Consider the following 17440-nt stretch of genomic DNA (forward strand, 5'->3'; position numbering starts at 1 on the left):
ATCCAAACAATAAACTTCTGGAATATGTGGGGATGAGCCAGTTTCCACTCGTCCGCAGCGATTGCGGTGAGACAATGGAGGCTCAAATGACCCATGCGAAAGTACTCTTCCTCGGATCCAACGCCACGCAGATTGAGCTGCGTGGCGGCGGCTCGGCCAGGATCGGTCAGTACCTGAACGAAACGGTGGTGCCCGCAATGGCGCTAATCGCGGCTGGCTACGATGTCGTGCTCGCCACGCCCGACGGCACCAAGCCGCACATCGACGAAGCCTCGGATACGGCGCAGCATTTCGGGGGCGACCAAACCGCTTATAAGCGCGCCCGTGACTTCTTCGCCGAGCACCCCGCTATGAACGAGGTTCGCACCCTGGCCTCGGTCATCGAACAGGGTCTGGACGAGTTCGCAGGCGTGTTCGTCCCCGGCGGCCATGCACCGGCGGTCGACCTGATGCAGGACCGCGAGGCGGGTGCCATCCTGCGGCACTTCCATGCGGCGGCTAAGCCGACCGGGCTGCTCTGCCATGGTCCCGTCGCGGTCGTGGCCGCCCTGGCCGACCCGGCCGAGTACAGGGCGGCCCTGATCGACGGCGACGATGCCAAAGCGGCCCACTTCGCCCAGGGCTGGATCTATGCAGGCTACCGTATGACGGTTTTTTCGGCGAGCGAAGAGAAGATTGCAGAAGAGCACCTGCTGAAGGGCGAACTCTACTTCGACATGCCCAAGGCGCTGCGGCTGGCAGGCGGCGAGGTTTCGGCCGCTCCTCAAGATTTCGCCGCCAACGTGATCGTCGATCGCGAACTGATCACCGGCCAGAACCCGGCCTCCGATCACGCGGTTGCGAAGGCTATGATCGAAGCGCTCGGCGGAACGCATACGGCGGCATGAGCACGCGCATGACAGCTGGCACGCTGCGGGTGCGCCCCACCACTCCCAACCTTTCGTTGAGGTTTACTCCTTTGATCAACCCTGTGAAGATCGTCGCGGTCCTGACGGCCCGTCCCGGCGCCGCCGACCAGCTCCGCGCTCTACTCGACCGCATGCTCGCGCCGAGCCGGGCGGAAGCCGGCAACTTGCGCTATGATCTCTGGCAGGATCAGAGCGAGCCTGCGCGCTTCGTGTTGGACGAGCTCTACACCAGCTCTGACGCGGCTGCCGCGCACCGCGCGACCCCGCATTTCCAGGCCTATCTTGCCGAGATCGGCGATCTCGCCGAGCGGACCGCCTTCGTCCTCGATCCGGTTTCGGGCTGAGGAGGCCGCGGTGCGAACCTGAGGCACTGGATCGGCAGGCACTGGATCGGCCCAGCAATGCTCGCGCAGCTCTTTTAAGCAAAGGAAATCGAGATAATCGGATTTCTGGGGCGGACCCGTGATAGTGCATTCCCGCCGTGCCTGCCGAGGCACTAAAAACCAGGGCAGCGTCGAACTTATGTGCAGGCAACGGCGTTCCTTTGTAGATTATAACAGCAACAGGTCAGGAACAGCGAGTTCATCAGCGGCTCGAAGAGCTTGGGAATACTAAGAACGGATTACCTTTAGCATCTGAAGGAAAGACCGATGGCAAATGGATGGGCGCCCGACGACGCGGTGCAGAATCAGATCGATGATACGGTGAAAGACGCTGTGTTGCGGGCTCGGACGATGATGCCGGCCGGCGCATCCGCGGAGCATTGCGACGACTGCGGCGAGGACATTCCTGAAAGAAGGCGGCTGGCGCTGCCCGGCACACGAACCTGCGTTGCCTGCCAGACCGCACGAGATGCGACAATCCGCACTGCCGGGTTCAATCGACGCGGCAGCAAGGACAGCCAGCTCCGCTGATGGAAAGCAGCACATTGACAACAGGAGCCGATCGCCAGGCGGACAAATATCCAGTTACGCCAGACGGGCGCTACTTCGTGGTGCGCGGCCGACTATGGCGAAAGGCAAATCCGACCCTTGATGAAGATGTGCGACGTGATCTTGTCGCAGATCTGATGCGGGCACGGCGTGCAGTCGGAGTCGCGAAGCGTCAAGGTGATGCCAAGGCTGAGGGTGATGCGCATGATGCTGTCGATGCCGCCAAGCGGGCGCTAGGCGAGCGCGGCCCGGTCTGGTGGGACGACGGGGCGCCGGACCTAAATCGTCATATGGCCCGTACTGGTCCCTATGCCGATTGGTTCGCCGGCTTATCGAGAGCACAATCCGATCACTTTGGCTCGTATCCGGCGGCTGTGAAATAGTTTGCGCATTCTTCTGGGGTGAAGCGCGGCGATGCCTCTCGAATTGCATTCCATCGTTCCGGAACAGGTCGAGCAGCGGCTTATCGGAGGATGGCTTTGAGCTTCGAGAAGGCGTTTTCGATTGGATTAAAGTCGGGGCTGTATGGCGGCAGGGACAGCATACGCGCGCCCGGCCGCTTCAATGGCTTCACCCGCTGCTATCGTCTTATGAGCCGCTAGATCGTCGAGGATGGCGATGTCGCCGGGACGCAGCGTTGGCGCTAGCACCTGCTGGGCATAGGCAGCGAACCATTCCGGTCATGGGGCCGTCCAAGACCTTAGGTGCTGTCATGCCCGTCGAGCGTAATGCGCCGGTGAATGTGGTGGTGTTCCAGTGGCCGTGCGGGATTGGCGAGCGACACCGCATACCGCGCTGTGCCCGACTGCGCAGGCGCGCCATCTTCGTTGAACCGCCGGCTTCATTGATGAACACCCACCGTTCGCGGGCGAGATCAAGCAAGGCCTTGAACCACCCGCGCCGGGATAAGCCCTTATCAACCGCCGCAGTTACCCGCGAGCGTAGATACTCTAAGATCGTCTTTGTCATGCCAGGCTGGCCTCTCGGGCCAACTGACAGGTTGAATCAGATTTCCCGCACTATTGGAATTCGCTGCGATTGGAATCCGCTGCGACCCAGTCATGTTGGATTATGCTCTAGATTGCACCCCCGGGTCGCTGCTCATTGCCGGAGCGTAAAACCCGGCAGGTGGCAATAATTTGAGCTCTATGCGCATCCCAGGCGCGTTGCACGGTCCGCCGCTTAACAAGGGCGTAGGGCAGGCTGATACCGGCCCACCTATTTGTGTCTGATTTGAAATCCATGAACTTGCCGCCAATCTGTTTGATCAACGAACACCGCTCAACTGCCTGAGTTCCGAGAAGCTGGCTATGCAAAGCTTGCCTTCGATGTGACGCCCCGTTCGTGCGACGGATGATTTGAACTGGTTTGCGCAGCGGACTGTTATGACCCGTCCCGCTGGATTTTCCTGTGCTTTGAAGGGGGTTTATTCGGGCTAAGGTTCTGTATGACATGCGGGCCGATGCTGTTCTGACAGCTTCGCTTGCGGAAGGTCTCAAGCTGCGAAAAGAAGGGCACGCCCATCTCGATCTACCCGCCGCTGAGCGGATCAGCGAGGGCGGTCAAGGTTGATCCGTCGTCCATACGGGTGCATTCCTGTTCTTGCGCACCTTGCACGGTCGGACGAATTATGAAAGCGCGGCTTTCACTTCGGGCAAAAGCGTGTAAACCGCCTCTCGCTGCGCGCCCCGGTTGTGATGATCCACCCGGTACCCCTGATAGTGCCGATGCACAAGACCAGCGCGGACCAGATCGGAAACTGCCCGGCTCACACCGCACCTTGCAGAATGCCGCAAGCGCTCCTGAATCTCGGTATCGAGTAACAGTTCCACATCCGCCGGATTGTCGGGCATCGCACCGTTGTTCTTCATCTCCTCCAGCAGCTTCTGCCGGATCGCCTGCCGACGATGATGGCGCTGTGCCATCGGAATCATGGCTTTGCCGAGCCAGTCCCGGACCGGCACGCGCTCGCCTTCCTCAATGATATAAGGACCGGCAACTCCCTTGGGGTTGGCGGCACGAGCAAGGAGATTGAGTACGAGTAAAGTATATCGCGGGCGCGGTGAGACGGCCATGATCCGCTCCACCAGAGCTGGCATATCTATCCGCTTCGTGGCGGATGGCTTTGGTGCGAAAAGGTCGAGCTGGTGGAACATAACACGAATCTAGCGGGAATGCATTCGATGGTGAATCCCCTATCTGCAGGTATCCAAGATTTTCCAGCTATGGCACTTTACCCGAAGCGCAATATGGCAGGTAAAGTGCCATAGGTGCCAGTCCAGTGACTTGCTCCATGGCTGCGCCTGAAAAACTGCTAGGTAGGCCAGCGCCCGCGACACCTTCGTCGAATGCATTGGTCGCAGGAGCTTCCTGCACAACCAATGGGCGGCGATCACTCTGCGAACCTGATCGACCTTCGGCGCGACCTCACGCTCAATTGGGATTGGGCATTATTCGGAACCAATTGTCATGGCATCGCCGGTTCGATCACAGTCCGGACGGCTGGTTGCTGACGTCCACTTCGATCAATTTGAAAAGCATGCTGGCTCCGCAGTCCTTACCGGCATCATTGACGGTTTTGCTTCGCAAAGGCGCACCAACCGGAAGGCGGCTAGGGTTTGTCCGAAGTTGGCGCCACATCGAGCAGTGCAGCCTTCGAGACCTGGCATGGTTGCGCCAGCGGCGCGCTAAGCTGCCGAGAATCATGAGCATCGCAGACCCGCGCGGCGCCAGGTAGCGTTTGACAGCAGCTTGTGAGACTTGCGCCCCTCTGAACGCTTTTCATCGTCTAGGAGCGACCGCCCTTGCACGTGCGCGGAATAGGTCATCCGCCAAGCCATTTGAGAGTGATCCGCAACAGGAGCGAAAGGCTAGATCGCTTGTTATCGCGGAAGGCACGCCACCTGCCGAAAGATAACAGTGAAGGAAAAAACCATGACCAAGAAAGCGCAAGATGCGATCGCTTTGCTCAAGGCGGATCACCGTACTGTTGAGGAGCTATTCGAGAAATTTGAGAGCGCCAAGGCTCCGACCAAGCAGGCGACGCTTGCGAAGCAGATTTGCACCGAGTTGATTATTCATACAATCATCGAGGAAGAAATCTTCTACCCCGCCCTCAAGGGTAAGATCGAGGACGACATGTATGACGAAGCGCATGTCGAGCATGATGGTGCCAAGCTGCTGATTAGCCAGATCCTGGCCGGAGAGCCTGGCCAGGATTTCTGGGAAGCCAAGGTGACCGTTCTGTCCGAGGAAATCAAACATCACGTCCATGAAGAAGAGATGCCCAAAGAGGGCATGTTCGCGCAGGCGCGCGCGGCGGACGTGGACTTGGATGCACTCGGCGCTCAGATGGCCGAGCGAAAGGTCGAACTACAGGCTCAATTCGAAGCGGACGGTCTGCCAACGCCGACTACACGGACTCTCAGCCCTGTGAAAGTCGAGCTTGGCGCGCCTATCGCCTGAAACCTGCTAATAAAACGCCGCGCCTTAAAACCGAGAAGACCGGTCCATATGCCCCGACTATGGAACCTTGGGCACGAGATCATCCCGGTAAGGTCTGCGGCTATCTAAAAAGGGTGCGTTGCGATGCGACGCACTCTTTCTACCCGCCTGCCGCCAGCTCACGTCAGCCAGGAGTAAACCTAAGTTCGACGCTTAAGCCTTCGGGGCGAAAATCGAACTCGACCCCGCAGCCCTCGCCGCGAAGGGCGCGTGAGATCATCCGCGAGCCGAAACCTTTTCGATCTGGTGAGGCCACTTCGGGCCCCCCAGTCTCAATCCATCGGATTTTCAGGAACTCGATATTGCTCTCGGCATGATGCTCCCAGACAATCCTCACCGTTCCAGTAAGATTGCAAAGAGCCCCATATTTCGCTGCGTTCGTGGCCAGTTCGTGAAGAACCATGGCAAGCTGAAGCGCGCGCTCAGCTGAGATTTCCACGTCTGGCCCGCTGATTTCGAATCGCTTATCGGCCTCAGCTGCGAAAGGGGATAAGGCCCGCTGTACGATATGGGTGAGGTTGACCCTTTCCCAATCGCGCTGCGTGAGCAGATCATGCGCTTCAGACAGGGCGAAGAGGCGCGCGTTGAATGCCTCCGTCTCCGCGCGTGGGGCCAGGCGAAACGTTTGCATCGCCACGGCCTGGATTGTCGCCAGCGTATTTTTGACCCGGTGCTTCAGTTCATGAAGAAGTATCTCCTTCGCTTCCTCCGCACGTTTTCTCTGCTCGATTTCCTGCTGGGCTGCCTTGTGCAATCGCGCATTGTCCATCGCGACAGCGGTCTGGGCTGCGATCGCGGAGACAAGGTTTTCGGTGTCAGCCGTGAACTTACCGGGCTCATCATGAGCGAAAAACAATCCGCCCAGCACTTTGCCCGACACTGACGTCACAGGAACCGCGAGGTAGCTGACGACAGGAAGATGCCCTGCCGGCATGCCATAGTGGGGTGCACTGTGCCCGTAGCGCGGATCTTTTCGGATATCGTCGGACCGGATTACCCCTTCGCCCGAAAAGGTCGGCGCAAAAACGGCGGTGTTGCGGGGCATTCCAAAATTGAAAGCCTCTCGAGCAGCACCTGAAAGGGTATAGAGCTGGTAGGATTCACCGGCGGCATTGGTTACATTATAGAAGAACGCACCGTATTTCGCGCCGCTCAGTTCGGTGCCAATGTCGGTCACTGACTGCACAATCCGGTCAAGATCGAGATCGCGGGAGATTTCGCTGGCGACGCGGTAGAGGGTCTGCAGACGCTCGGATTGCTGAGTAAGCAATGCCTCGGTCTGTTTGCGCACAGTGATGTCGCGTGCGATTTTGGAGGCCCCGATTACCTGACCGTCAGCCGCTTTGATCGGGGACACGGTGAGAGAAATATGGATCAGCACCCCGTCCTTGCGCCGGCGCAAGGTTTCGAAATGCTCGACCCGTTCCCCCGTTTTAAGGCGCGAGATGATCTCGTTTTCTTCAGACCAGCGATCTTCCGGAATCAGGGTTAGGATCGAGGCGCCTACAATCTCGCTGGACGAATAGCCAAAAATCCGCTCGGCGCCGGCATTCCAGTCCGTGATAATGCCATCGAGCGTCTTGCCGATGATGGCGTCATCGGAAGATTCAATGATGGCTGCGAGCCGATCGGCGGCGCTCAATGCGCCTCGCTGTTCAGATCCTTCTTCCCCATTCATACCCTTCGCGACTTCCGCAGCCATTAAGGCTGTCCTCTTTCCCCGCCCAGAACTGCAACAGCAGTGAGCAAGCGATCCATTGCATACGGCTTGTCAAACACCAGGTCAAAAAGATCGGTACGAGACCTCGCTATGCCACCCTGAGCACCACTCACCAGGATAATAGGAATGCCCTGCATGACGCTGTCGGCCTTCATCGTTTCGGCCAGCTCGAGTCCCGTCATCAACGGCATCATGAAGTCCGTAATGACCAGATCAGGTTCAAGGGTGCGGACCAGTTTCAGCGCGTCAACACCATGTGCGGCGTCGTGCACCTCGTGGCCAGCATCTTCCAGACTAACCACCAGCAAGTCGGCGATCAGGAACTCGTCCTCGACAACGACTATCTTCATGGAGAACTCCGCCAAGGGATTTTGTCCATGACCGCTGTCATGATTCAAGCGGCTTGGCCAACCCGGTCGAAATCCCGGCAGCCTGTTCAAACTGTCCCCGGATCGCGAGCCCATGCCCGTCGATGTAGACTTCCTGGGGAGCGGCCTGATAGGACTGGTCTCGGATTTTCAGGACGGACAATACACGTTTGTACTCGGCCCGGATTTCAACTTGGCGCATCATAATGAGATTATCGAGCAGGCTGGAGATCTCCGGACCCGGCGCTGCAACCTCGGACGCGAAGAGGTCACGCAATTCCCACGTGCCAACCGTCGTAACACCCATGGCCCGCAATTCGTTCGTCAGGGCCGCAAAGAATTCGACCAAACGAGGCCGGTGGACAGCCGCGCGTTCGAATCCGCCAAAGGAGTCGAGGAACAGCCGCTTTACTCCCCGGGCCGAAACAGCATCGAGAAGGCGGTAAGCCATCTTGTCGATGAGGTTTTCCGTCAAGGGCTGCCACAAGATATCGACCTCTTCCCTTTCGACATTTCCCTTGAGGTCAAGGCCTAGGGCGTTGGCTTTGAGCAACAGACGTTCCGGAGATTCGTAAAAGCCGAAATGCAGGCCGGGTTCCCCTGCCGAGGAAGCCGAGAGAAAATTGAGGCCAAACGACGTCTTGCCGCATCCAGAAGGCCCGATGAGCAACGTGATCGACCCTTGTGGTAGTCCGCCACCGGTGATTTCGTCGAAGCCTTGGATCCCCGAGCGTAAGGGCTTGGGGTCCGGATTATCGGTTGCAGACGGGGTATGAAACGCGGCCTCAATCCGTGGGAAGACAGAAATCCCGTCATCACCGATCTCATATTGATGATACCCGCCCAGGGCCGCGCTGCCCCGCGACTTACGGGCGCGGAGCCGGCGTACGGTGCGGACACCTACAAGTTCTTCATGAAGCTCGAGCACACCGTCCACCATTGTGTGCTCCGGGCTATCGTCATGGATCCCGGCGCTGGTCAGGAACAGGACGGTACAACCCACAAACGCAGCCTGGCTTTGGACCTCAGCCACGAACGTTTTCACGTCGAGGTCCGTCTCGGCGCGGTCACGGGCGTTTAGCAGGCCATCGAATACGATTAGCGAAGCGTTTTGGCGCTTGGTTTCCTTGCGCAGCAAATCAACAACGGCGCCGAGCCCCTCCTTGGTGAGGGTCTGGAAAACACTGACATAGACGATGTTGCTACCGAGCCGGTCTTTTTGAAAGAAGCTCAGCGTCGAAAGCGATTGGAATAGCCGATCATGCGTTTCCGCAAGCAGCGTGACGTAGAGCACCTTCTTGCCGGTAGCTGCCGTCGCGAAGGCAATCTGATTGCCCAGGATCGTCTTGCCGGCGCCGGGCTGACCTTGCACGATGTAGGAGGCCCCCTCGACGAATCCGCCGCCGAAAACGGTGTCTAGGCCAGGGATCCCGGTCGGAAAGCGAGGAAGGGTCTGCGTCACGAATTAACCTCATCAGCGTGTAATGGCCAAGAGGCCCGGTCACGGTCGTGTTGATAGCAGCCCGTGAAGCCACCGTCAGGTAGGCGCGCGACTTTTTTGCCCTCACCTTGCCAGCAGATCGTTCTCATTTGTCTTTGGAAGCCGCCCCGCGGCTGTCTGGCAGGTTTTTGAGCCTGCGGCGCGGCCGACCCACCCCTTAATTTCGCGCTTGCACAAAAGTGTTCGCAGATGCAGCATGGCTTTGCCCTTCAGGCATCCTCTCCCAAACTGCAAGGCCGGCTTTGCCGACCTTTTTTTTTACATTAAGCTCGGCCTTTGCCAGGCTACAGATCCGGCAATACCTGGTCGGCACGTCCCCAGTAGGCGACGTTCTTTGATGTCGCGCGCTTCAGCATTTCGGCGCCGTCACCGATATGCCAGCGAGAAGGCGCGTCGAGATCGTGCAGTTCACCCCATGTCAAAGGAACGGCGATGGGCGCAAGCTCGCGACTGCGAGTGATTCCATTGAAATCTGCCATGAAACTGAGGTCACCGTTGGCCGCCCCCATTCCGCTCATACCTTGCTTAGTTTTTCTGCCTCAGCGTCCAGCGTCGCGCGATCATTGCCAAATCTGTCGATGAGATTCTGGGCCTGCTTGACAGTTAGGCCATGCTTTCGAGCGAAGTAATCGACTTCATAGTCCTCGCCGCCGGCCACAGTGCGGCGGTCGGCACCTGCGCGCTGAGATGTATCATCTGCCATGTTGCACTTCCTTTCTTCGCGACTGCCTGTTTTGCAACCCGTCCCAGAGCCTTGAGTTCCAGTAAGGTTGTCTTGAGCAGGGAACCGACATGCCCCGTCGCCGTTTGCGCATCCAATGAAACAGCCCCTCGACTGTCTTGTGATCGGCGCAGGGCCCGCAGGCCTGACGGCCGCCATTTATCTTGCGCGCTTTCACTTCTCAATCGCAATTGTTGATGCAGGGCATAGCAGAGCGGCCATGATCCCGCGTACGCACAATCACGCCGGATACCCAGGCGGGATAGCTGGCACCGAACTTCTTGGGTTGATGCGAGATCAGGCTGCCGATTTTGGAGCGGTCGTGACCGAAGGTTTGATCGAGGGACTGGAGAAGACCGAAGAGGGTTTTATTGCTCGTGCACCGGGCCGTGAATGGTCGGCGCGCACTGTCCTCCTCTGCACCGGCGTAGTCAACAATCGGCCTCAGATCGCACCGGACATCCACGATGCAGCGTTGCGCCGCGGGCTGCTTCGGTACTGCCCTATATGTGACGGCTACGAGGTTACCGATAAGCGGGTTGGTGTTTTGGGCACCCGTTCCCATGGTTTCAATGAAGCAATCTTCCTTCGGATGTATACCCGCAATGTGACGCTGATCGCTACCGAAGGGGACCACGACCTCTCAGATGATGAAAAGCTTCGGCTCGCTGTGGCAGGTGTAGTCCTGGTCGATGGCCCCTGCGCACCGCTCCGGACCGAAAATGACCAAGTGGTTGTACCGACGCCGCTCGGCGAACTTGAATTTGATAGCGTCTACCCAGCGCTGGGCTCGGTTATCCGATCCGAACTTGCGACGGCGATCGGGGCGGAAGGCACCCACGATGGGTGCCTCGTCGTGGACGATCATCAACGCACTTCCATTCCTGGCCTTTACGCGGCGGGAGATGTTGCCAAAGGTCTCGACCAGATCAGCCATGCGATGGGCGAGGCCGGGGTCGCCGCTGTCACGATCCGCAATGATATTGCAGGGCGGGGCATTTTATTTCGCTAGCCCACCGTTACAACGGTCGCTGCCACTTACGAATTGCCGGGCCTGGCCGGCCGCGCCGGCGCAGATGTCTCTGCAATCAGGATTGCGGTAGGTTCCTGACCTTGGTGGCGAGCTGATCCCTACGCTTTCTCGTCCATCGCGCCACTTTTCGCGCGCCCTCAGGGGCAACATGAAAACGTTCTAATTCCAGTCAATCTCCCCGGAAGCGCGCCGTAACTTTGCGCGACACGGCAAGAGCATAGTTACGCTGTCTCCAAACGGTGGGACTGTGGAAGGCGCCAATCGCTTTCCAATAGTTTCGATTGGAGCGCAGCTCGGTAAGAAAGATCCAGCGAGCCACCTGGATGTTGAAGCACGCGTCACGAATGAGCCAAGCCCGGACGACTTCTGGAGGGCGGCCGATAAGTACTGACAGCCGGGGTATCCACCAGCTATTAATCTGCAATGGGCCCAGATCATGAGTACCGTTGGTGTTGGGCACCTCGGCCCCAATCCATCCGGCTTCCTGATCCCTAAGGCCCCAAAGGGTTCGCTCCAACCAAGCCCGGCCGGACGCTGCGTGACGGATGCATTCCCCGATAGCGGCTTCGTGTTGCTCGTTCAAAGCGGGACGCGCTTTAATCTCGGTCGAAACCACGCTCATGATCATCAAGGTGAAACCGGCTGTGAGCCTTAGTTGCCTACCGGTCACGGTTCTCTCCATTTTCGTGTGCGCCTTGCCTGGGCAAATTTTCGTGCTCAGGTACGTTTTTGGCTTCGCCGCGATCGGAACGGTCCGAGGAAAAAAGGGACTGCAACCATGCGTCGAGAGTTTTCGCCGCCGACCGGCCCCGTTCTGCAAGGTCTGCAGCGAGCCCCTTGGGCTGGCCACGCTGGCGAGTTTCACGCAGCGCGGCCAGTCGCTCCCTGCGCTGAGTCCGCACGGTCCACTGCTCCTCACGCAGGCGATCCCACCTCTCGGAATGGCGAAGCGCCCTTCCCTTGACGTTATCTTTTGCGATGCGACCAAGCCCCTCCAGAGCAGAGGTCTTTTCGCCCGACCGGCGTGACAAAAATTTCGCTAGCTTTTCCTTGTCCTGGGTCCAGAGCTTTACGCCAAAGCGGGCGCGAGTGATGGCGGTGTAGTAGTTCTGCCCATTTACCAGCGGCGATCCAAGCGGCGCCAAGACGTACACCCGGTCGTAAGTCTTTGACTGGGCGGCGTAGATCGTTTCTGCATAGCCGTGGTCCCAGGTCTTGTGGGCGGCCAGATCGATTGACTGGCGCCGTCTATCAGTGTCCCAGCGTATCGTCGCGCGGGTGCCCTCGAGTACCTCAACGGTCCCGCGCTCGGCATTTTTGACATCGAGATCATGACTCACCAGCCGCCACTGGATGCGATCCCCTTGCGTCAGTTTCCGATCTTCCTCGTTGAAGGCATTTAACCGCTGCGGTTTGTCCAGCCCCGGGTTCCATCGGAGGATGCGTCCGTTCTCATCGGCAAGTTCCAGCACCTGACGTTCTCTATCATCTGCCACCATCCGAACGACCCGATACTCCCCGTCCCGGGCGATCCCGAGGCGGGCAATGTCACTTGAAAACGTGAGAACCTGTCCTTGGGAGTAGAACCGGGCATAGCGCTTCTCGGCATCAGACAACCCTGCCGGCGTCAGGACGGACAATCGCACGTCCTCCGCCCCGATGGCGCCCTCTGTCCTGAGCGCCTCCCGCACCTTCGAGTTCACGATGAGGCGCGTGGCATTGTCCAATACGAGAATGTTCGTCGTACTGCGCGTTTCTGGCTTCAATCGCGTCCATTCGCCCACGAGTCCGCCGGCTAGCTCTTCCGGCTTCTCCGCAGTGAAGACCTTGTCGAGATTGTCGAGTGAGCTCGCATAATCGCCGGCCCGGGCCAGCGCGACGGCCGCTTTCATCGCCCTGGTTTCCTGACGAACCGACACCATCAGATCCACCCGAGAGAGACCGAGTTGCTGCATCAACCAAAACGGCTTCCCCTGTTCGATCGCACCGGTTTGGCGATTGTCGCCAAGCAGGATGAGGCGGGCTCCTGAGAGCCTGCTGAGTTGAAGCAAGCGGACGGCTTGCCGGTTACCGAGCTGTCCTGCCTCATCGAGGATAAGGACGGAGTTCTCGTCGAGCCCCCTTCCTCCACGCGCGAGAAGGCTGGCAACCGTCCGGCTCTCGATGCCTGCCCGCTTGCCGAGTTCCGCCGCAGCTGAGGAGGTTGGTGCCAGAGCGATCATCGTGAAACGCTCATCGCTGGCGTCATGCAAAGCGCCCACCAGGGTCGACTTGCCCGCACCGGCGACACCGTGCACGCCGACCAGCCGGTCAGGGCTAGTTCCAAGGTGCAGCAACCCTGTCGCCTGCGCCGGGATCAGACCATGCTTTTCGCTTGCCTCGCGCAGGCGAGCCTCGGTGGCGAGCGGGGCGGCGTCATTCAGCGAAAGGGCCAGATGATCGGAGAGAGCAAGTTCGAGGCGGGCGGTTCGCCGCGTGGTCCGCCCCCGGGTCAGGACCAGGTCGCCGGTAGACTGCCGCGCCTCCAGCAGCTTGCGCCTTGCCTCGTGATCCTCGGCGAGCGGACGAATATCGGACAGCCGAACTTCGCCGAGATGGGAAGCCAGTCCTGCACGAAGGAGTTGTCCGAGGTTATTCACGGCCTCGCGCCCTTCCGAATGTCGCATACCAAACAGCATCGCGCGCGCCGCTAAGGCCGGGGTTGGCCCGATTGAGCGATTGCCTCTTTCCGAGGCGGTTTCCTGGACCCCTTCAAGCGCTGCGCGATGCTGTCCCACCTGAGCAGCCCAGCGCTCGCGCAGATCCTGAAGCGTGGCGCGCGCCTTGGGGCCCCTCGTTTCATAGAAGGATTTTCGCCGCGCCGCCTGGCCTTCCAGGCCATGCTCCTTGGCATGGGCGTCGATCTGCTCTGCGCGCTGGGACATTTCGCGTAAGAGATCCTGGGGAACGTCGCGGATCTCGAACAGTCCACGGCGCGGATCGAAATCGACCTCATAACCAAGCTCCCGGATCCGGTGCGCAAGCTGGTTTCGATAGACCTGTCCCGCGACCTTCTGTTCGGCGTACATGGCCCTGGTTTCAAGGCTTGCCATCGGGCTGCTCGGCGCCCTGTTGGTCATATTCATGATGACGACATGGGTATGAAGGTGGGGGTCGAGTTCGCGCGATGCATGCTCTGTGAAGCGGGCGTAGACGAGCCGGCCCGTCGTCTCGTGGGCTATTTCGCCCTCTGAACGGCGGCGAAGTGTCGCGTACTCCTCAAGGTAAGCCAGCGCCGTGGTGACTGCCGCCTCATGTGCGGCGGCGATGCGCTCATCGCCCATCACCAGAGCCATGATCGACACGGACTTCGGGGCGTTGACGGCAAAGTCCCAGCCAGGGTGGTGCTCGATCGTGCCATCGCTTCGCCGGCGGCCCAGTCGCACCTCGCCAATCTTACCTTCAAGCAGATCGCGGAGCGTCGCAGGGTCGACTTTGCCGGAGAGACGCAGTTCCCTTGCGATCAGGCCGCCCCACTCCGAGCGCTCACCCTCCCCCTTCGTGTAGTAGTCCCCGACGGTGTAGTACCGCGCAAGGTTTTTCGGTGTGCCCTTCAGGCGCCGAGGGTGGATCATGCCGGCCTCGCGGTATCGCGCGCGCCAACGCGGCGACCATGCTGATGGAGCCGAAAGTCGGCCGGCTTGCCGAGAAGGGTAAGCGGTTCCGGCTCGCTCGCCGCCGGCTCGGTCTCGAGTTCTCCATTCTGCTGCCCGGGCGTCACAGGCCCACGTTCGGCCTCCAGCGGAAGCATCGGAGACGCGGCAGAATCCGATTTCGGATGGGTACGCCGCTTTGCAGGCCTTCGTTTAGCGCTGGCTTCCGGTTGCGGCTGTTGCGGCTCCGATGGGTACGGTTCCTCCCGAACGGCAAGACAGACGGGTGCATCGAGCTTCTCCTCGAAGGCAACCGCGATGGAAGCGACCTTGTGGAAGCTGTCCTCGAACCGCACGACCGGGAGATCACGGCCGAAGCGTAAGTAGCCCGCCAGGTTCGGAAGGTTTGTTACCTCAGTATGCATGACCAACGGCCGGGTTACCTGCATGCGCGAGAGGTTCACGCCGTCCCGCATATCGTTCACGCCGTACGACATGCCCTCGTTGGCTTCGACCTGTTCGACCTGTCCGAGGTTCTCGCTGACGTGCTTCGCGGTCGGTGTGTCATTGGCCCGGAGCGCGACCCAGGTCGAGCAATAGCCGGTGATTGCCGCCGCATCCTGAGTGCCGTAAGTAGCCTCCAGCTGCGGGTAGCTCTGGAAACCGAGCACACCGCAGCCGCCGTACTTCCTGGCACGCGCGAGAAAGTCCGAGAGCGAGGGAAGCTTGTGAAGTGAGGGCAGTTCGTCGATCACGCAGTAGAGCCTGCGATTGCGATCCGGCGACAGGCTCATGATTGCGCTGATCGCGATATCGAGCCAGACCGTGATCAGGGGGCGAAGCGAGGGCAACTGGTCAGCCTTCACGGTGATGAAGAGCCAGCTGTCGTCCCTTTCGTTGGCCACCCAATCGCGGATCGAAAGCCCGTCTGCGGTATCGTCTAGGTAGGAAAAGCTGCGCAGCACCGAGGCGAGTTCGGCCTGGATGCCGGCCGACGTCCGCTCACCTTCTGTCGAGATAAAAGCGGCCGCGTCGGTACCGGCGGCGAAGGCGGCCAGATCCTTCAGCTTGGATCGCAGCAGTGTGTCGAGGAGGATCGAGACGAGCGTGCGCTCCTGCCGTGCAAGCTTGCGCATGACTGCCACCAGGGTACCGCGCGCGGCCTTGGCCCAAAACGGATCGCCGGACTTGTCCGGGATCGTGGATTCCGCGATCTGGTCGTAATGATAGTCGCGGGGGACATCGGTCCAGGGCGACCAGCGGTCGGAGCGTACATCCAGCGGGTTGAGCAGCACATCGATCCCGGGCCGATAGAACTTCTCCACGAAAGTGCCGGCGGTGTCGTAGACGATCGCCCGGCGCCCTGCTGTCCGAATCCCCGCGAGCATCTTGACGATGATGTTCGTCTTGCCCGTTCCGGGAGCCCCGCAGATGAGGATGTGCTCTGGCTCGAAGGCATCCGGTACCCGGACGCCGCCGATCTCGAAGCTGCCTTGCGCCTGCGCCCAAAGCGCCCGGCGGACTTGCCGGACGGTGCCGAAGCGGGCCCCGCGCAGGAACTGGTTGGAGCCGAGCCCCCTCCCCGTCCGGGTGAAGTAGAACCAGGCCCAAAGCAGCATGGTGAGGGCAAAAGCGCCCGAAAGCGCCGCGCCGTGCAGGAGGTAACCTTCAACTGCGCGAAGCGTCTCACGGGCTACCTCCGCATCCATCAAAGCCGCAGGTGTCGTCCAGTATTCCATTCCGCGCTCGGAGCGGAACAGCATGGGGGTCTGGTTTCCGGGAACCGTATCTCCCAGGAGGAGAGCCTGTCCCATCATGGTCATGACGTAGCGCTCGTACTCGCTGGAGCGTTCGAGCGCGTACCAGACGACGCCGCCGATCCAGACGACGAGGCCAGCGAGGCAAGTCTGGTAAAAGACCTGTGTCGTCATGCGAAGGTTGTGGACGATGGCCTGCCCGCCCCGGGTCCAGGAACCGAGGGTGTCGTGCCGGAAGATACTCACGGGCGGTCCTGCTCGGGATCGAGCAGCCCCCGTTCTCGCAGGAGCCGCCGCGCTTCGCCTAGTCCTTCTTCCAGGATGGCGGGCGCGCGGACACCGACCGACTTGGCGAGGATCGCCAGGGTCTGGATCGCAGTCGCGTGGAGTTCGTCGAAACGGGCATGATAGCCGGCGGGATCGTTGCCCTCGAAACGCTCGAGAACATCGCGAATATAACCCGAGGGAGTGGTGCCGAGCGTCACTGCCTGATCGAGCACGCGCTCGAACAGGTCGTCGCCGAGACGGATGGTAATCCTTGCCATGCGCAGTTCCATGCTGCGCCGGCACGTGGTGAAGCCTACCATCGATAGCAGGAAACCACGGAGTTCTCAAGGATTTGAAACGTCCGACATCTGCGACGTTCGGTGCCAATGGCGATCAAGGACTTGCGCCGGGCAAGCTGCGGCGGTGTCCGACATATCCGACGTTCTGTGACCTCGCGGCGGACGGATCGAGACGGTCCGACCCCGCAGAAAAGCTCGCGATTCGCATCGCAGCACCCGTGCGTACGGTGCATTACAGACGCCCTCGCGGCGTGCGTCGCTGCTACGCAGCGGCCTGCCCGCTGCGCTGCCTCGTGCCGGAAGGCGCGGGGCTCCCCGGGAGGGGACCTCTTGTTCTTCGCGGGCCGCAGGCCCGCAGCAAATCCTGCCTTGCGCGCCAGGCGCGATTTGGGGAAGATCACTGCGGCGGGCAGGCCTCCTCCATGAGGAGTCTATTAATGCCTAAGATGTCCGAACGCGAGCGCCTCGCCAAGATCGAGAGCGACCAGAAGAGGCTCGCCGATGAAGCGGAAGCCGTGCGCCGTACCCTTCGATCCGGCTACGGCGCGATCTGCGGCGAGCTCGCCGTCGAACGCCTCTCGGAGCGTGAGTTCCGCGAGATCGTCGGCCACGCCATTCGGCTTGGCGGCAGCGCAACACTCACCGCACTCAAGCCGCTTCAGCCGGTCCCCCCCAAAGCCCCAACTGCGCCGGAACGGCGTCCCAGCGACGAGCACGGCGGAGCCGCGCGCAGGAGGCCGGCACCCGACCAGGGCGCCGCATCGGCGGGCGACGGACCCGGCCTCTAGCCGGGTCCCT

The 17440-nt window shown here is 60.4% G+C and carries 16 protein-coding genes and 1 pseudogene; 7 read left to right on the plus strand and 10 right to left on the minus strand.

The features are described 5' to 3' along the window. Window positions 1-32 precede the first annotated feature (32 nt). The 4 genes from ACI3K3_RS09240 to ACI3K3_RS09255 all read left to right on the plus strand — a co-directional run bounded on the left by ACI3K3_RS09240 (window position 33) and on the right by ACI3K3_RS09255 (window position 2223). Window positions 33-887 carry a type 1 glutamine amidotransferase domain-containing protein gene (locus ACI3K3_RS09240; protein ID WP_404913331.1) on the plus strand — a complete coding sequence of 285 codons (855 nt, stop codon included), beginning with the start codon at window positions 33-35 and terminating at the stop codon, window positions 885-887. Between the two features lie 83 nt (window positions 888-970). Beyond that, on the plus strand, window positions 971-1252 hold the full coding sequence (locus ACI3K3_RS09245; RefSeq protein WP_404913296.1) for a putative quinol monooxygenase: 282 nt from the start codon (window positions 971-973) through the stop codon (window positions 1250-1252). A 306-nt stretch (window positions 1253-1558) separates the two neighbouring features. Further along, entirely contained in the window at window positions 1559-1822 is a 264-nt protein-coding gene (locus ACI3K3_RS09250; protein WP_404913297.1) for a DksA/TraR family C4-type zinc finger protein, read from the plus strand. Further along, on the plus strand, window positions 1822-2223 hold the full coding sequence (locus ACI3K3_RS09255; protein ID WP_404913298.1) for a hypothetical protein: 402 nt from the start codon (window positions 1822-1824) through the stop codon (window positions 2221-2223). The genes ACI3K3_RS09250 and ACI3K3_RS09255 overlap by 1 nt, the downstream gene beginning before the upstream one ends. On the opposite strand, the pseudogene ACI3K3_RS09260 reads toward ACI3K3_RS09255, so the two are convergent. Together ACI3K3_RS09260 and ACI3K3_RS09265 are read right to left on the minus strand one after the other, a co-directional pair. After that, window positions 2190-2743 (minus strand): annotated as a pseudogene (locus tag ACI3K3_RS09260) (transposase); the annotation flags it as partial. The gene ACI3K3_RS09255 and the pseudogene ACI3K3_RS09260 overlap by 34 nt on opposite strands. Window positions 2744-3468: 725 nt before the next feature. After that, the gene (locus ACI3K3_RS09265; RefSeq protein WP_404913299.1) at window positions 3469-3996 is read right to left on the minus strand and encodes a hypothetical protein; all 528 of its coding nucleotides are present in this window, start codon (window positions 3994-3996) and stop codon (window positions 3469-3471) included. A gap of 778 nt (window positions 3997-4774) precedes the next feature. Between ACI3K3_RS09265 and ACI3K3_RS09270 the strand changes: the two genes are divergently transcribed. Further along, on the plus strand, window positions 4775-5305 hold the full coding sequence (locus ACI3K3_RS09270) for a hemerythrin domain-containing protein (protein ID WP_404913300.1): 531 nt from the start codon (window positions 4775-4777) through the stop codon (window positions 5303-5305). 163 nt (window positions 5306-5468) lie between these two features. Here the strand turns inward: ACI3K3_RS09270 and ACI3K3_RS09275 are convergent, their stop codons facing one another. The 5 genes from ACI3K3_RS09275 to ACI3K3_RS09295 form a co-directional block, all read right to left on the minus strand. Then, window positions 5469-7046 carry a PAS domain S-box protein gene (locus ACI3K3_RS09275; protein ID WP_404913301.1) on the minus strand — a complete coding sequence of 526 codons (1578 nt, stop codon included), beginning with the start codon at window positions 7044-7046 and terminating at the stop codon, window positions 5469-5471. Beyond that, window positions 7046-7414 carry a response regulator gene (locus ACI3K3_RS09280; RefSeq protein WP_404913302.1) on the minus strand — a complete coding sequence of 123 codons (369 nt, stop codon included), beginning with the start codon at window positions 7412-7414 and terminating at the stop codon, window positions 7046-7048. Before ACI3K3_RS09280 ends, ACI3K3_RS09275 begins: the two co-directional genes overlap by 1 nt. Before the next feature lie 37 nt (window positions 7415-7451). Beyond that, complete coding sequence (locus ACI3K3_RS09285; protein WP_404913303.1) at window positions 7452-8894, minus strand: ATPase domain-containing protein; 1443 nt, start codon at window positions 8892-8894, stop codon at window positions 7452-7454. A gap of 323 nt (window positions 8895-9217) precedes the next feature. Next, window positions 9218-9442: a hypothetical protein gene (locus tag ACI3K3_RS09290; RefSeq protein WP_404913304.1), complete on the minus strand. Its 225-nt coding sequence runs from the start codon at window positions 9440-9442 to the stop codon at window positions 9218-9220. A 5-nt stretch (window positions 9443-9447) separates the two neighbouring features. After that, window positions 9448-9636, minus strand: a complete 189-nt coding sequence (locus ACI3K3_RS09295) for a DUF3606 domain-containing protein (protein WP_404913305.1) — start codon at window positions 9634-9636, stop codon at window positions 9448-9450. A gap of 115 nt (window positions 9637-9751) precedes the next feature. On the opposite strand from ACI3K3_RS09295, the gene ACI3K3_RS09300 reads away from it, so the two are divergent. Beyond that, entirely contained in the window at window positions 9752-10666 is a 915-nt protein-coding gene (locus ACI3K3_RS09300; RefSeq protein WP_404913306.1) for an NAD(P)/FAD-dependent oxidoreductase, read from the plus strand. A gap of 680 nt (window positions 10667-11346) precedes the next feature. On the opposite strand, the gene mobF is transcribed toward ACI3K3_RS09300, so the two are convergent. The 3 genes from mobF to ACI3K3_RS09315 are packed head-to-tail and all read right to left on the minus strand — an operon-like array spanning window position 11347 to window position 16621. Next, window positions 11347-14301 (minus strand): MobF family relaxase, encoded by a 2955-nt coding sequence (gene mobF / locus ACI3K3_RS09305; RefSeq protein WP_404913307.1) that lies wholly within the window; start codon window positions 14299-14301, stop codon window positions 11347-11349. Beyond that, on the minus strand, window positions 14298-16322 hold the full coding sequence (locus tag ACI3K3_RS09310) for a type IV secretion system DNA-binding domain-containing protein (RefSeq protein ID WP_404913308.1): 2025 nt from the start codon (window positions 16320-16322) through the stop codon (window positions 14298-14300). Before ACI3K3_RS09310 ends, mobF begins: the two co-directional genes overlap by 4 nt. Next, complete coding sequence (locus ACI3K3_RS09315; protein WP_404913309.1) at window positions 16319-16621, minus strand: hypothetical protein; 303 nt, start codon at window positions 16619-16621, stop codon at window positions 16319-16321. The genes ACI3K3_RS09310 and ACI3K3_RS09315 overlap by 4 nt, the downstream gene beginning before the upstream one ends. 458 nt (window positions 16622-17079) lie before the next feature. Between ACI3K3_RS09315 and ACI3K3_RS09320 the strand changes: the two genes are divergently transcribed. After that, a complete protein-coding gene (locus ACI3K3_RS09320) occupies window positions 17080-17430 on the plus strand; it encodes a hypothetical protein (RefSeq protein WP_404913310.1) in 351 nt (116 codons plus the stop codon). Window positions 17431-17440: the final 10 nt, after the last annotated feature.

The organism is Novosphingobium sp. ZW T3_23, assembly GCF_044987305.1.
Classification (GTDB): Bacteria; Pseudomonadota; Alphaproteobacteria; order Sphingomonadales; family Sphingomonadaceae; genus Novosphingobium.